This window comes from Pseudomonas fluorescens, assembly GCF_902497995.1.
Lineage (GTDB): Bacteria > Pseudomonadota > Gammaproteobacteria > Pseudomonadales > Pseudomonadaceae > Aquipseudomonas > Aquipseudomonas fluorescens_BK.
The window spans coordinates 234,766-248,566 of the sequence record NZ_CABVII010000006.1; the positions used below are offsets into that span (position 1 = coordinate 234,766).

Consider the following 13,801-nt stretch of genomic DNA (forward strand, 5'->3'; position numbering starts at 1 on the left):
ACGCGCTTTACTCTACCGTAACCGCCTGTCTCCACTGTTACGGAAAAGCCATGTCTTTGGCCTGCTCACGCTCCTTGTTTTTCATGGCTTTCATTGCAGGTGCCCTGGCCCTGGGTGTTTCCTATTACCTGGAATATGCAGTCGGCCTCCAGCCTTGCGGGTTGTGTCTGTTGCAACGGATTTGCCTGGCGCTGCTCACGGGGGGCTGCCTGATGGCTTCGGTGCATGGTCCCGGACGCTTCGGTACTTTCATGTATTGGCTGCTCGGTCTCTGCTGCAGTCTGGCAGGTACGGTCGCCGCGTTGCGGCAGGTGCTGTTGCAAGGCGATCCGGTGCATCGGCTTTCGAACTGCATACCCAATCTGGCGGACCTGTTCGCAACCACGCCCTGGTTGTTCGTTGTGCAGCAGATGTTCGAAGGAACGGCCGAATGCACGCACATTTCCTGGACATTGTTCGACCTGAGCATTCCGGAGTGGAGCCTGCTGTTCTTCGTCGCGATGATGATCCTGGGTGTTTGCCAGCTGTTGCGGCTGGTCTGGGCCGCGTGTCGGCGACCGCTCAGCGGCGAGTCGTCGCACCGGGCATTGGTGGGTGATTAAACACTTGTATGAACTTTATCTCCTGCGTACCTTGAAGCCATTGTCGCGCGGGCATAATCTGGCCCGCACGTGTCATTGGAATTATGTTGCTCGAATGACGCTCTGCCTGGCCGATATTTGATGTTCAAGTGTGCGACAGGTGTAGGGCAGCATGACCCACAAGGGAAGAGAGACCGCCATGCTCGAAAGTTGTCAGAATGCTCAGGAACGTTGGGGTGGAGTTCATCTGCTGATCGACCGCTGGTTGCAGGAGCGTCACGAACTGGTTCGGGCCTATGATGCACTCGGCGCCAAGCCTGAGGCTCTGGGTGAAAACCGCAAACCGCTGCAGGAATTCTGCGGAGTGCTGGTCGACTATGTGTCCGCCGGGCATTTCGAGATCTACGAACAGCTGACGGGCGAAGCCAAGGCTTTCAACGACAAGCGCGGCCTGGAGCTGGCCGAGACGATCTACCCGCGCATCGACGTCATCACAGAGAAACTGCTCGCGTTCAACGACCTGTGTGATGCGGGTAAATGCGTCGCAGAGAAGTTCAAGGAGCTGGGTGGCCTGTTGCACGAACGCTTCGAACTGGAAGATTGCCTGATCGAAGTACTGCACACGGCTCACAAGGAAGAGGATCCGGTTCAGGCCTGAACCCTTTTCCGGCAAGACCTGCCTTCCTGCAAGAAGTTGAAAACGGTGCGCTATGCGCGCCGTTTTTCGTTTGTGCCAGTCAGCCCGTAGCCCCGCGCAATTCGACTTCGAACACCAGCGGCGTGAACGGCGCGATCAGGTCGCCAGCCCCGTCGGCACCATAGGCTTGAGCCGATGGAATCACCAATCGCCACTTGGCGCCGACCGGCATTCGTTGCAATGCACTGCGCCATCCGCTGATCACGCTGTCGAGACTGAACCATTGCGGCTGACTGTTCTGATCGAACACTGAGCCGTCGGGAAGGCGACCGATATACACCACCTGGACCTTGCCGTTCGGGCCGGCTTTTGCGCCCGTGCCCGGAGCCAGTTCCGTCAGCAATATTCCGTCTGCCAATTCGCGAACCCCGGGTTTGGCTTTTTCCTCGGCGAGAAAGCGCTGCTCTTTTTCAAGGGCGACTTCGCTTTGCGGTATGGCCGGTCGCTCGGCAACCTGGGCTTCGTGCTCGGCAAGAATCTGTTCGATTTGCTCGTCTTTCAGTGCCAGGGGTTTGCCTTGATAGGCTTGCTGCAAACCTTCGACCAGCGCTTGAAGTTGCAGGTCGGGGACCTCTTGGCGCAAGCGTTCGCCAAGGCTTGCGCCCAGGCTGTACGCGAGATCGCGGGCGTCGTTTTCCGTAGATTTTTCGGCGGCCTGGGCCACGGAAAAAAACACGCAAAGCGATAAAAAAAGGTAACGCGACATGGGCACTCTCCGACCTGAGATGCGATGGATTATGCCAGTGTGAATGCGCTTGCCGGTGAACTGGTTTTGCGCAAGCGCAGAACATTTTCCATCCGTAGCAACACAGTGCTTTCGATACTGTCAACATGCCCTAGCGGCGGTAGCAGCAGAGGTCTAGTATGACCGCACCCACGTCCGCCAGGAGGTAAACCATGTCGGCCACCAAGAAGCCTGTAAATACCCCGTTGCACTTACTCCAACAACTCTCGGGCAGCCTGCTCGAGCATTTGGAAACCGCTTGCTCCCAAGCCTTGGCTGATGCTGAAAAACTGCTCGCCAAACTGGAAAAACAACGGGGCAAAGCACAGGAAAAACTGCACAAGTCCCGCACCAAATTGCAGGACGCTGCGTCGGCCGGCAAGGCCAAGGCGCAGACCAAAGCCAAGGACGCAGTGAAGGAGCTTGAGGACCTGCTCGACGCCCTCAAGGATCGTCAATCCGAAACCCGCAGCTACATCCTGCAACTCAAGCGCGATGCTCAAGAAAGCCTGAAACTGGCCCAGGGCGTCGGTCGTGTACAAGAAGCTGTCGGCAAGGCGTTGTCCCTGCGCTCAGCCAAACCTGCTGCGGCACCTGCCAAGAAAGCCGCTGCCAAACCGGTTGCTGCAAAAGCATCGGCCAAGCCTGCTGCGGCTCCTGTTAAAAAAACCGCCGCCAAGGCACCGGTGAAAGCCGCAGCAAAACCAGCCGCTAAACCGGCGGCGAAAAAACCGGTTGCTGCCAGCGCTGCGAAACCAGCTGCTGCAACCACGGCTGCCAAACCTGCCGCCAAGCCAGCCGCTGCGAAAACAACGGCCGCTAAACCTGCTGCAAAAACCGCCGCTGCGAAACCGGCCGTGGCGAAAACCGTAGCTGCCAAACCTGCTGCTAAAACTGCCGCTGCGAAACCTGCTGCCAAGTCTGCCGCAAAACCAGCTGCAAAAACCGCTGCCAAGCCGGCGGCAAAACCAGCTGCAAAAACCGCTGCCAAAACAGCTGCCGCCAAGCCAGCGACTGCCGCGAAAACTGCCGCAGCAAAACCTGCCGCCAAGCCTGCAGCCAAACCGGCCGTGAAAAAACCGGCCGCCGCTACCAAGCCGACCCCTGCGCCCGCTGCCAAGCCAGTGACTCCAGCGCCGTCTCCTTCGGCTTCGCCTGCAGCAACCACCTCGACCACCACGCCTGCGCCAACGCCAGCCGCTTCGTCGAGCACCAGCACCACCCCAACCAGCGCTTCCTAAGTGCCGGTTGCCGCGACGCGCAGCTGATGCAGCGCGTCACGGCCCAGGTGGGCGGCGCCTGCCGTCACACCTTCCAGCCAGGCCGATAGATCGGTCGCCTCATTCTGCGGCCAACTGTGCGCCGATCGCTCCAGCCGCAATAACAGATGTCGCTCGGCTTCGAGCTCCAGTGCCTTCACCTGTTCGCGCAACGTATTCAGTTCCATGTCCTTGGCAGCAGCGGATTTCCACTGCGTGCGCAATGTCCGTAGCGGTTGTACAACATCTGAGTCCCATGGCTCGGCCACGTTGCGAAGCAGCTGCAATCGTTGCGCGTTACAGGCGACACCCCGCTGTGCCAACCACAGTCCACAGAGCAGCAGGCACACATTGACACCCGTCGACTGCAATTTCAGGCACGCGGCTTCGACGCCAGGACGGGCGTAAGTGTCAAGGGAAAAGCTCCACAGGTCAGAGGACATAGTGCTACTCGCGCCAGTTGCGAGCGAAGCTGGTAGACTCCGCCGCCATTATGATTCGACTTCAGAACCTGACTTTACAGCGTGGCCCGCAACGTCTGCTAGAAGACGCCGAGCTGACCCTGCACGCCGGCCACAAAGCCGGCCTCATCGGTGCCAACGGCGCCGGCAAATCGAGCCTGTTCGCCTTGCTCCTGGGTGACCTGCATCCGGACTCGGGTGATTGCTTCTTGCCGGCGGACTGGCGCATCGCCCACATGCGCCAGGAGATCGACACCCTTGATCGGATCGCGGTCGACTACGTGCTCGATGGCGACCTGCGCCTGCGCGAGGTGCAACGCGACCTCGCCGCCGCCGAAGCGGCCCATGACGGTGCCGCTCAGGCCCGCCTGCACGCTGAACTCGACAGTGCCGACGGTTACACCGCCGACGCCCGGGCGCGCAAGCTGCTGGCCGGTTTGGGGTTCACCAACGATCAGATGGATCGACAGGTAGGAGATTTCTCCGGTGGCTGGCGGATGCGTCTGAATCTGGCGCAGGCTTTGATGTGCCCCTCGGACCTGTTGCTGCTCGACGAACCCACCAACCACCTGGACCTCGACGCCATCATCTGGCTCGAAGAGTGGCTCAAAAGCTATCCCGGCACCTTGATGCTGATTTCCCACGACCGCGACTTCCTCGATGCCGTGGTCGATCACGTGGCCCACGTCGATCAGCGCAAGATCACCCTGTACCGCGGCGGTTATACCGCATTCGAACGCGCCCGTGCCGAGCGTCTGGCCCAGCAACAGCAGGCCTACGAGAAGCAGCAGGTGCAACGTGCGCACATGGAAAGCTATATCGCCCGGTTCAAGGCCCAGGCCACCAAGGCCCGACAGGCCCAGAGCCGGATCAAGGCGCTGGAGCGGATGGAAGAGCTGTCCGCCGCCCACGTCGATTCCCCGTTCGACTTTGTCTTCCGCGAGTCGACGAAGATCTCCAGTCCGTTGATCGACCTGTCCGACGCGCGTTTGGGTTACGGCGACAAAACCGTGCTGGAGAAGGTCAAGCTGCAACTGACCCCTGGCGCGCGAATCGGTTTGCTCGGCCCCAACGGTGCAGGTAAATCGACCCTGATCAAGAACCTCTCCGGCGAGCTCGAGCCCCTGGCCGGTCGTCTGACCCGCGGCGAGAACACCGTGGTCGGTTACTTCGCCCAACACCAGTTGGACTCCCTGGATTCCAAGGCCAGTCCGTTGCTGCACCTGCAGCGTCTGGCGCCGACCGAGCGCGAGCAGACCCTGCGTGACTTCCTCGGCGGTTTCGACTTCCGTGGCGCGCGGATCGACGAACCGGTGCTGAATTTCTCCGGTGGCGAGAAGGCCCGCCTGGCCTTGGCGTTGATCGCCTGGGGCCGGCCGAACCTGTTGCTGCTCGACGAACCGACCAACCACCTGGACCTGGAAATGCGCCTGGCGCTGACCATGGCGCTGCAGGAGTTCACCGGTGCGGTACTGGTGGTTTCCCACGATCGTCATTTGCTTAAAAGCACCACCGACAATTTCTACCTGGTGGCGGACGGCAAGGTCGAGGAATTCGACGGCGACCTCGAAGACTACACCCGGTGGCTGGTGGAGTACCGTCAGCGCAATGCTCCGGTCAGTAATACCCCGGTCAATCCCGACAAGACCGACAAGAAAGCCCAGCGCCAGGCGGCTGCGGCACTGCGTCAGCAGCTGGCACCGCACAAGCGTGAGGCTGACAAGCTCGAAGCCGAGCTGGGCAAACTGCACGAAAAACTGGCGAAGATCGATGCCAGCCTCGGCGACAGCGACATCTACGAACCGGCGCGCAAGAACGATTTGCGTGATCTGCTGGCTGAACAGGCCAAGCTGAAAGTGCGTGAAGCCGAACTGGAAGAAGCCTGGATGGAAGCCCTGGAGTTGCTCGAAAGCATGCAGGCGGAGCTGGAGGCGCTGTCCTGATGGAAGCCTTCAAACTGCCGCTGTCGGCAATGTGGATCGAGCCGCTCTGGCTCTTCGGACAAATCCTGCTGATTTTGTTGGCGGGTTATTTCGCCCAACGCTTCGTCGCCAAGTGCCTGACCCGCCTGGGCGAGCGCTATCCATTGCCGCCGCAGTTGCTGATGCCGCTGCGCGGTGGTCTGCGCTGGCTGATCATGGGCAGTGCGTTGATCTTCGTGCTGGAACGCCTTGGCGTGTCGGCCACGGTGCTCTGGACCGCGTTGTCCGGCTTTGTCGCAGTGGCGGCGGTGGCATTTTTCGCCATGTGGAGCGTGCTCTCCAACCTGCTCTGCGCCATTCTGATCTTTACCGTCGGCCCCTTCCGCATCGGTGACGTGGTCGAGTTGGTGGACACTACCGACAAGCTCGGGGTCAAGGGGCGGGTGGTGGCGATCAATCTGCTCTACACCACATTGATCGAAGCCGAAGAGCTCGGCACCGGCAGCGCCATGGTGCAAGTGCCGAACAGCCTGTTCTTCCAGCGTTCGGTTCGGCGCTGGCGTGGCAGTGATGTATTCCCTTCGAACGGGTTCGAAAAGTAGGCCGTCTGTTGTCTGATACACCGCTTTCGCGAGCAAGCCCGCTCCCACAGTTGACCGCGTTCCAATGTGGGAGCGGGCTTGCTCGCGAAGGGGCCCTCACAGTCGCAAACGCTGGTCGGCAGTTGCTCTGTCCTGCAAAAAATCGGTAGTCATCAGCCCAAAGCCGCATTAGCTTAGACATCTGTCACAAGTCCGAGTCGAGGTGTGCAATGGAGCTTCAAACATGGCTGGCGTTTTTTGCCGCCTGCTGGGTGATCAGCCTTTCTCCCGGAGCCGGCGCCATTGCGTCGATGTCCAGCGGCCTGCAATACGGTTTCTGGCGCGGTTACTGGAACGCCTTGGGCCTGCAATTGGGCCTGGCGGTGCAGATCGCGATTGTCGGCGCCGGTGTTGGCGCCATTCTCACCGCTTCGGCCACGGCCTTCTACGCGATCAAATGGTTCGGCGTGGCCTATCTGGTTTTCCTCGCGATCAAGCAATGGCGAGCGCTGCCCAGCGACATGAGCGATGACGCGGCCGTGCGGCAGATTGGCAAGCCGATGGCCCTGGTGTTCCGTGGTTTCCTGGTGAACATCAGCAACCCCAAGGCGCTGGTGTTCATGCTGGCGGTGTTGCCGCAGTTCATCGACCCTCACGCACCGCTGCTGGCTCAATACCTGATCATCGGTGTGACCATGGTCTTTGTTGACCTGATTGTCATGGCCGGTTACACCGGGCTGGCGTCCAAGGTGTTGCGGATGCTGCGCACCCCCAAGCAGCAACGACGCATGAACCGCACTTTTGCCGGGCTGTTCATTGGCGCGGCGGCGTTCATGGCGACGCTGCGCAAAGTGGCCGTCTGAATCTGTCAGGCACAAAAAACCGACCTTCGATGTAATACCCTGTAGGAGCGAGCTTGCTCGCGATGGTCTCAAGGGCAACGCGTTTATTCAGAACGAGCGCGTTATCGTTGACGTCCATCGCGAGCAAGCTCGCTCCTACAGGGTCGCTTTTCTATTCGTTTAATTTTTGCAGGCGTCGCGATATCAGCGAACAAAGCTTGAGTGAATGTCATTCGAAGTGAACAATATGTAACTTCGTATTTCCAATTGAGATTCATTTCATGATTGCCCCGTCCCGACTCCTGGCCTGGCTGCTATTTCCCCTGGCGGCCTTGTGCAGTTCCCAGCTGCTGGCCGACACCGTGGAAGGCGCACCGCAAGCGCTGCATTTGCTCGATTACATTGGCGCGGACTACCCGCAAACCGTGCAATCGGGCAAGGTCATCGACGAGTCTGAATACCGCGAGCAGCTGGAATTCATCAAGGTGCTGCAAGGCTTGATTGTCGCGCTGCCGGCCAAGCCGGAGAAGTCCGGGCTCGAGCAGGGTGTCAGTTCATTGCGCAGTGCGATCACAGCGCGTCAGGACGGCGCGGACGTCGCCCGCCAGGCACGGCAACTCGGCGCGAAGCTGGCGGTGGCCTATGAAGTCAGCCAGGCCCCGATCATCACCCCGGACCCGGCTCGCGCAGTGTCGCTGTACGCCCAGCACTGTTCGGTCTGCCATGGCGATACGGGTGCCGGCGATGGCCCCGCGGGCGTCGGCCTGATACCGCCGCCGGCCAATCTGCGTGATGCCGCGCGCCTGGACCACCTGAGCCTCTACGCCATCTACAACACCTTGGGCCTGGGTGTCGAAGGCACCGATATGCCAGCCTTCGCCGATCAGCTGGACGATCGCCAGCGTTGGGATCTGGCGACTTACATCGCCAGCTTCAGTGCCGATCCGGCCGCCGCCAAAAACGTGCAGGCCTACAACATCGCGGATCTGGCGCGTCAGACTCCGGCAGAAGTGCATGCCGCCGACGGCCCACAAGCCGCGGCGACCTTCCGTGCCCAGCGCGCTCAACCGCCACAGGTCAAGCGTGGTCCGGCGCAATTGCTCGACTACACCGCCGAGACCCTGGACAAGAGCCTCGCGGCTTATCGCGCCGGCGATCACGATCAGGCCTATGACCTGTCGGTGGCGGCGTACCTGGAAGGCTTCGAACTCGTCGAAAGTTCCCTGGACAATGTCGACGCCAACGTGCGTAAAGACACTGAAAAATCCCTGATGGCTTACCGTCAATCGTTGCAGGACGGACTGCCCGTGGCCCAGGCCCAGCTGCGCCTGGACGCGGCCAAGGCCAAGTTGAAGGAAGCCGCCGGCCTGCTGGGCAGCGATGGTTTGAGCTGGTCCCTGAGTTATATCTCCGGCTTGCTGATTTTGCTGCGTGAAGGACTGGAAGCGATTCTGGTGCTGGCGGCGATCCTGGCGTTCCTGCGCAATACCGGCCAGCAATCGGCGGTGCGCAGCGTCAACGTCGGCTGGGGCCTGGCCTTGTTGGCCGGCCTCGGGACCTGGGCACTGGCGGCGTACGTGATCGACGTCAGCGGCTCGCAACGGGAGTTGCTCGAAGGTGCGACGGCGCTGTTTGCCAGCGTCATGGTGCTCTGGCTCGGCGTGTGGATGCACGACCGTCGCCATGCAGCGGCCTGGCAGGATTACATCAAGAGCAGTCTGGTGGGCGGCGGCGGGCGTTTCGGGTTTGCGACCCTGGCGTTCTTCTCGGTGTATCGCGAACTGTTCGAAGTGATCCTGTTCTATGAAACCCTGTGGCTGCAGGCCGGCCCGGCAGGTCATGACGCGGTGCTGGCCGGTGGTGCGACGGCGCTGGTGTTGCTGGTCGGCCTGGCCTGGGTGATCCTGCGCGGCTCGGCGAAGCTGCCGCTGTCGTTGTTCTTCAGCATCAACGCCGGGCTGCTGTGCGCGCTATCGGTGGTGTTTGCCGGGCACGGCGTGAAGGCGTTGCAGGAAGCCGGGATCTTCGGCACGCGGCCGGTGCCGTTCTTTGACTTCGACTGGCTGGGAATCCACGCGGATGCGTATTCGCTGAGTGCGCAGGTGGTGGCGATCCTGGCGATCATCGTGCTGTACAGTCGTAGCCGGATGGCTGAGAAGCGGCGGGTGCAGGTTTCTTAAGGGCATTCGCTGCGCTCACATTCGCGGGCAAGCCTCGCTCCTACAGGTCAGCGTTGCACCCCACATTCGGTATGTCACGCTGACCTGTAGGAGCGAGGCTTGCCCGCGAAGCTTTTAACGGAGAAAAATGATGCGTGTCTGGATCGATGCCGACGCCTGCCCCCGGGCAGCCAAGGATCTGGTGGTGAAATTCGCCCTCAAGCGCCGGTTCGAAGTGGTGCTGGTGGCCGGGCAGCCGCAGATCAAGCCGGGACTGGCCCTGGTGAAGCTGATCGTGGTGCCCAGTGGTCCGGATGCGGCCGACGACTACCTGGTGGAACACGCGGTTCCCGGTGAGCTGGTGATTTGCAGCGATGTACCGCTGGCGGACCGGCTGGTGAAGAAGGGGGTTGCAGCGCTGGATCCACGTGGCAAGGAGTTCGATGCACAGAACATGGGCGATCGACTCGCGGTGCGCAATCTGTTCACCGATTTGCGCGAGCAGGGGCAGATGAGCGGCGGCCCGGCGCCGTTTGGCGAACGTGAGAAACAGGCGTTTGCCAATGCGCTGGACCGGATTCTCACCCGGCTATCGCGCAAATCCTGAGCTTGCTTGGATCAATGTGGGAGCGGGCTTGCCCGCGAAAGCGGTGTGTCAGACAACATAGATGTTGAATGTTAGACCGCATTCGCGAGCAAGCCCGCTCCCACATTTAAGCGGTGTCAGGCCTCGTTTTCGTGGGTCAGTTCGAGCACGCGGTCGACCAGTTTGTTGATGCCGGAAGCCGCCTCGCTAATCGATTGCGCCAGCATGTACGCCGGAGTACTGACCAGCTTGCGCGCCTTGTCTTCAACGATTTCAGTCACCGCGCAGTCTGCGTGTGTCGCCCCCATCTTGTTCATCGCGGCGGCAGTGTCGGCATCATTACCGATGGTGCAGGTCACGCCCGGCCCATAGATTTTCGCTGCCAGCGCCGGCGAGATGCAGATCAGCCCGACCGGTTTGCCCGCTTCGGCAAAGGCTTCGGCCAGCGCCAGGACTTCCGGTTGCACGGTGCAGCCCGCGCCTTCGGTGGCGAAGTTGGAGAGGTTCTTGGCCGCTCCGAAACCGCCAGGCACGATCAACGCATCAAATTCTTCAACGTCCGCTTCGCGAATATCCTTGATCTTGCCCCGGGCGATTCGCGCCGACTCCACCAGCACATTGCGCGACTCGGGCATTTCTTCGCCGGTCAGGTGGTTGATCACATGCAACTGCGTAATGTCCGGTGCGAAACACTGCACCTGGGCGCCACGCTGGTCCAGGCGCAGCAGGGTAATCACGCTCTCGTGGATCTCGGCGCCGTCGTAGACGCCACAGCCGGAAAGGATCACTGCAACTTTTTTGCTCATGGGCTTTTCTCCAGATTCATGGCGTTAAATGTCCACTAATTTGTCACTCGTTGCCATAGGGATAATTCGCGACTACAAATAGGATCTGTCCTCAAGACTCCGATCAGGGCGCGACATGGACTTCATTCTGTATGCGGTGCCGTTTTTCTTTGTGCTGATCGCCATCGAGCTGCTGGCCGACCGTTGGCGCGGGGTGAGCAATTACCGGGTGGCCGATGCGATCAACAGCATCAGCACCGGCGTCTTGTCGACCACTACCGGCCTGTTGACCAAAGGCGTGGGGCTGGTGACCTACGCATTTGCCCTCGAGTATCTGGCGCTGTTCGAGCTCTCGGCCGACCGCGTCTGGGTCTGGGTGTTCGCCTTTGTCCTTTACGACTTCTGCTACTACTGGCTGCATCGCCTGGGCCACGAGCGCAATATCCTCTGGGCGGCGCATTCGGTGCATCACCAGAGCGAGGAATACAACCTCTCCACAGCCCTGCGCCAGACCAGCACCGGCTTTCTCCTGAGCTGGATCTTCTACCTGCCCATGGCCGTGCTCGGCGTGCCGCTGCTGGTGTTCGTCAGCGTCGCCGCGTTGAACTTGCTGTATCAATTCTGGGTGCATACCCGGCACATTCCCAAGCTCGGCTGGTTCGAGTGGTTCTTCGTCACACCGTCCAATCATCGGGCTCACCATGCACAGAACGCTCTCTACATGGATCGCAACTACGGCGGCGTGTTCATTATTTGGGACCGTCTATTTGGCTCGTTCCAGGAAGAGGACGACAAAGAGCCGGTGATTTTCGGCGTGACCACGCCGCTGGCGAGCTGGAATCCGTTGTGGGCGAACGTGCAGTTCTACGTGCAATTGTGGGATGACGCACGGCGAGCCGGGAGCGGGTGGGACAAGTTGCGGATCTGGTTCATGCGCACCGGTTGGCGGCCGGTGGATGTGGCGGCGAAGTACCCGATGAACAAGCCGGACCTGAGTCAGTTCCGCAAATTCGAGGTGCCGCTGGACGGGCGACAGCAGCTTTACGTGGCGTTGCAGTTTTGCGTCTACATCGCGCTGGGCAGCTACTTGATGAACCTTGCGCAGCATCTGCCGACAGCCGCCCTGATGCTCGGCTGGAGTGCCGTGGCGCTGGGTTTGTTCGTGTTGGGCGTGGCCCTGGAGAATCGCCCGTGGGCGTTGAAGCTGGAGCTGTTGCGACTGGCATCGAACCTGCCGCTGGTATGGCTGGCGCCAGGGGTCGGGCTGTGGCCGGCCAGTGCGGTGGGCTGGGTCGGGCTGCTCAGCTACAGCCTGCTCAGCGTTATCGGGCTCTACTGCTGCAGAAGCCGCGTCACTCGACTGGCGTCGTAGGACCGTCGGCTTTGGTTTGTTCGGCTTTCAGGGCTTGCTCGTCGGCGTAGATCTTCTTCGCCAGGCGGGCATTCTTGAAGCGCCGCCGCAGCCACAGGCAAAAGCCTACGACCAGCAGGGCGCCCAGCACCCAAAGTTCGTACTTCTTGACGCTGCCAAGCATGCCTTCGAGCACCGCGCCGAAGTGATAGGCCGCGGCCGCCAGCGCGGCAGCCCAGATCGCGGCACCGATCCCGTTGAGCAGCAGATAACGTCCCGGCGGATAGCCCGACAGGCCGATCGCCACCGGCATCACCGTGCGCAGTCCATAAACAAAGCGGAAACTCAGCACCCAGATGTCCGGGTGCCTGCGGATATGTTCCAGCGCGCGGTCGCCCAGCAATTGCCAGCGCGGTTTGCGTGCCAGCAACTTGCGGCCGTGTTTGCGCCCCAGGAAATACCACAGCTGATCACCGGCATAACTGCCGAGGAACGCCACGATCATCACCACTTTGAGGTCCATGTATCCGCGGAACGCGAGGAAGCCTGCGAGCACCAGAATGGTTTCGCCTTCGAAAAACGTGCCGAGAAAAAGGGCGAAGTAGCCGAATTCCTGAAGAAATTGTTGGAGCATTGTCTGGATGCTGGCGAAATGAACGCGCAGCCTAACCCTTCGTGCACATTCATGAAAGTGTCCAAATGTGTCTCGACGTGAACATTTCCTACAAGGAGAATGGAATGCGACTACCTGTCAAGGGTGCACATAACTGTAATACGACGGTCATAATGGTCGCTTATAACTGTCACGCTCGCCCCCAGCGCGGGCTCAGGAGTCTGCCGTGAGCTTTACCCCCGCCAACCGTTTGTTTCCTGCAACCCGTCTGCGTCGCAACCGTCGTGATGATTTCTCGCGTCGCCTGGTCCGTGAAAACGTTCTGACCGTCGACGACCTGATCTTGCCGGTGTTCGTGCTGGACGGTGAAAACCGTCGCGAATCGGTGGCCTCAATGCCGGGCGTCGAGCGCCTGACCATCGATTTGTTGCTGGAAGAAGCGGCCAAGTGGGTCGAGCTGGGCATTCCGGCATTGGCCCTGTTCCCGGTGACGCCACCCGAGCTGAAATCCCTGGACGCCGCCGAGGCCTGGAACCCCGAAGGCATTGCCCAGCGCGCCACCCGCGCACTGCGTGCGCAGTTCCCTGAGCTGGGGGTGATCACCGACGTTGCCCTGGACCCGTTCACCACCCACGGTCAGGACGGCATTCTCGACGAAGAAGGCTACGTGCAGAACGATATTACTGTCGACGCACTGGTCAGGCAGGCCCTGTCCCACGCCGAGGCCGGCGCTCAGGTGGTTGCCCCGTCGGACATGATGGACGGTCGCATCCAGGCGATCCGCGAAGCCCTCGAGCTGGCCGATCACGTCAACGTGCGGATCATGGCTTACTCGGCGAAGTACGCCAGCGCCTATTACGGCCCGTTCCGCGATGCGGTCGGTTCGGCGCTGAACCTGGGCAAGGCCAACAAGGCCTCCTATCAGATGGACCCGGCCAATAGCAATGAAGCCCTGCACGAGGTCGCGGCGGACTTGTCAGAAGGCGCGGACATGGTCATGGTCAAGCCAGGCATGCCGTATCTGGACATCCTCTATCGGGTCAAAGAAGAATTCAAAGTGCCGACTTTTGTTTATCAAGTCAGCGGCGAATACGCCATGCACATGGCTGCGATTCAGAATGGCTGGTTGAGCGAAGGGGTTATCCTCGAATCCCTGACCGCTTTTAAACGTGCAGGCGCTGATGGCATCCTGACTTACTTTGCCGTCCGCGCCGCTCAATTGTTACGAGAGCAACAATAG

The 13,801-nt window shown here is 60.7% G+C and carries 14 protein-coding genes; 10 read left to right on the top strand and 4 right to left on the bottom strand.

Annotated features, from left to right (window positions below; translation table 11 throughout):
- The first annotated feature begins 50 nt into the window (after window positions 1-50).
- Both F8N80_RS09795 and rsd read left to right on the top strand, forming a co-directional pair.
- Window positions 51-602, top strand: coding sequence for a disulfide bond formation protein B (locus F8N80_RS09795; protein WP_150749160.1), 552 nt, complete (start codon window positions 51-53; stop codon window positions 600-602).
- 178 nt (window positions 603-780) lie between these two features.
- Window positions 781-1,239, top strand: coding sequence for a sigma D regulator (rsd, locus tag F8N80_RS09800; protein ID WP_150749164.1), 459 nt, complete (start codon window positions 781-783; stop codon window positions 1,237-1,239).
- A 79-nt stretch (window positions 1,240-1,318) separates the two neighbouring features.
- Here rsd and F8N80_RS09805 read toward each other — a convergent pair whose 3' ends face one another.
- Window positions 1,319-1,984 carry an FKBP-type peptidyl-prolyl cis-trans isomerase gene (locus F8N80_RS09805; RefSeq protein WP_150749161.1) on the bottom strand — a complete coding sequence of 222 codons (666 nt, stop codon included), beginning with the start codon at window positions 1,982-1,984 and terminating at the stop codon, window positions 1,319-1,321.
- Window positions 1,985-2,175: 191 nt separating this feature from the next.
- Here F8N80_RS09805 and F8N80_RS09810 point away from each other — a divergent pair, with 191 nt between their 5' ends.
- Window positions 2,176-3,243, top strand: coding sequence for an AlgP family protein (locus F8N80_RS09810; RefSeq protein WP_150783770.1), 1,068 nt, complete (start codon window positions 2,176-2,178; stop codon window positions 3,241-3,243).
- Here F8N80_RS09810 and F8N80_RS09815 read toward each other — a convergent pair.
- Window positions 3,240-3,704, bottom strand: a complete 465-nt coding sequence (locus F8N80_RS09815) for a TIGR02444 family protein (protein ID WP_150749163.1) — start codon at window positions 3,702-3,704, stop codon at window positions 3,240-3,242. The two genes, F8N80_RS09810 and F8N80_RS09815, sit on opposite strands and share 4 nt — an antisense overlap.
- A 50-nt stretch (window positions 3,705-3,754) precedes the next feature.
- Between F8N80_RS09815 and F8N80_RS09820 the strand changes: the two genes are divergently transcribed.
- The 5 genes from F8N80_RS09820 to F8N80_RS09840 all read left to right on the top strand — a co-directional run bounded on the left by F8N80_RS09820 (window position 3,755) and on the right by F8N80_RS09840 (window position 9,833).
- Window positions 3,755-5,665, top strand: a complete 1,911-nt coding sequence (locus tag F8N80_RS09820; protein ID WP_150783771.1) for an ATP-binding cassette domain-containing protein — start codon at window positions 3,755-3,757, stop codon at window positions 5,663-5,665.
- Window positions 5,665-6,246 (top strand): mechanosensitive ion channel family protein, encoded by a 582-nt coding sequence (locus F8N80_RS09825; protein ID WP_150747930.1) that lies wholly within the window; start codon window positions 5,665-5,667, stop codon window positions 6,244-6,246. The genes F8N80_RS09820 and F8N80_RS09825 overlap by 1 nt, the downstream gene beginning before the upstream one ends.
- Before the next feature lie 209 nt (window positions 6,247-6,455).
- A complete protein-coding gene (gene rhtB / locus F8N80_RS09830; protein WP_150747929.1) occupies window positions 6,456-7,088 on the top strand; it encodes a homoserine/homoserine lactone efflux protein in 633 nt (210 codons plus the stop codon).
- Window positions 7,089-7,348: 260 nt separating this feature from the next.
- Complete coding sequence (locus F8N80_RS09835) at window positions 7,349-9,247, top strand: cytochrome c/FTR1 family iron permease (RefSeq protein WP_150783772.1); 1,899 nt, start codon at window positions 7,349-7,351, stop codon at window positions 9,245-9,247.
- 130 nt (window positions 9,248-9,377) lie between these two features.
- The gene (locus F8N80_RS09840; protein WP_150747927.1) at window positions 9,378-9,833 is read left to right on the top strand and encodes a YaiI/YqxD family protein; all 456 of its coding nucleotides are present in this window, start codon (window positions 9,378-9,380) and stop codon (window positions 9,831-9,833) included.
- Between the two features lie 116 nt (window positions 9,834-9,949).
- On the opposite strand, the gene elbB is transcribed toward F8N80_RS09840, so the two are convergent.
- Window positions 9,950-10,618, bottom strand: a complete 669-nt coding sequence (gene elbB, locus F8N80_RS09845; RefSeq protein WP_150783773.1) for an isoprenoid biosynthesis glyoxalase ElbB — start codon at window positions 10,616-10,618, stop codon at window positions 9,950-9,952.
- 115 nt (window positions 10,619-10,733) lie between these two features.
- Between elbB and F8N80_RS09850 the strand changes: the two genes are divergently transcribed.
- Window positions 10,734-11,969, top strand: coding sequence for a sterol desaturase family protein (locus F8N80_RS09850; protein ID WP_150783774.1), 1,236 nt, complete (start codon window positions 10,734-10,736; stop codon window positions 11,967-11,969).
- Here the strand turns inward: F8N80_RS09850 and F8N80_RS09855 are convergent.
- The gene (locus tag F8N80_RS09855; RefSeq protein ID WP_150765595.1) at window positions 11,950-12,582 is read right to left on the bottom strand and encodes a DedA family protein; all 633 of its coding nucleotides are present in this window, start codon (window positions 12,580-12,582) and stop codon (window positions 11,950-11,952) included. The genes F8N80_RS09850 and F8N80_RS09855 overlap by 20 nt on opposite strands.
- Before the next feature lie 205 nt (window positions 12,583-12,787).
- Between F8N80_RS09855 and hemB the strand changes: the two genes are divergently transcribed.
- Window positions 12,788-13,801, top strand: a complete 1,014-nt coding sequence (gene hemB, locus F8N80_RS09860) for a porphobilinogen synthase (RefSeq protein ID WP_150783775.1) — start codon at window positions 12,788-12,790, stop codon at window positions 13,799-13,801.

Coding starts and splice junctions, on each gene's coding strand:
- F8N80_RS09795 (WP_150749160.1), top strand. CDS start 51: ATGTCTTTGGCCTGCTCACGCTCCTTGTTTTTCATGGCTTTCATTGCA.
- rsd (WP_150749164.1), top strand. CDS start 781: ATGCTCGAAAGTTGTCAGAATGCTCAGGAACGTTGGGGTGGAGTTCAT.
- F8N80_RS09805 (WP_150749161.1), bottom strand. CDS start 1,984: ATGTCGCGTTACCTTTTTTTATCGCTTTGCGTGTTTTTTTCCGTGGCC.
- F8N80_RS09810 (WP_150783770.1), top strand. CDS start 2,176: ATGTCGGCCACCAAGAAGCCTGTAAATACCCCGTTGCACTTACTCCAA.
- F8N80_RS09815 (WP_150749163.1), bottom strand. CDS start 3,704: ATGTCCTCTGACCTGTGGAGCTTTTCCCTTGACACTTACGCCCGTCCT.
- F8N80_RS09820 (WP_150783771.1), top strand. CDS start 3,755: ATGATTCGACTTCAGAACCTGACTTTACAGCGTGGCCCGCAACGTCTG.
- F8N80_RS09825 (WP_150747930.1), top strand. CDS start 5,665: ATGGAAGCCTTCAAACTGCCGCTGTCGGCAATGTGGATCGAGCCGCTC.
- rhtB (WP_150747929.1), top strand. CDS start 6,456: ATGGAGCTTCAAACATGGCTGGCGTTTTTTGCCGCCTGCTGGGTGATC.
- F8N80_RS09835 (WP_150783772.1), top strand. CDS start 7,349: ATGATTGCCCCGTCCCGACTCCTGGCCTGGCTGCTATTTCCCCTGGCG.
- F8N80_RS09840 (WP_150747927.1), top strand. CDS start 9,378: ATGCGTGTCTGGATCGATGCCGACGCCTGCCCCCGGGCAGCCAAGGAT.
- elbB (WP_150783773.1), bottom strand. CDS start 10,618: ATGAGCAAAAAAGTTGCAGTGATCCTTTCCGGCTGTGGCGTCTACGAC.
- F8N80_RS09850 (WP_150783774.1), top strand. CDS start 10,734: ATGGACTTCATTCTGTATGCGGTGCCGTTTTTCTTTGTGCTGATCGCC.
- F8N80_RS09855 (WP_150765595.1), bottom strand. CDS start 12,582: ATGCTCCAACAATTTCTTCAGGAATTCGGCTACTTCGCCCTTTTTCTC.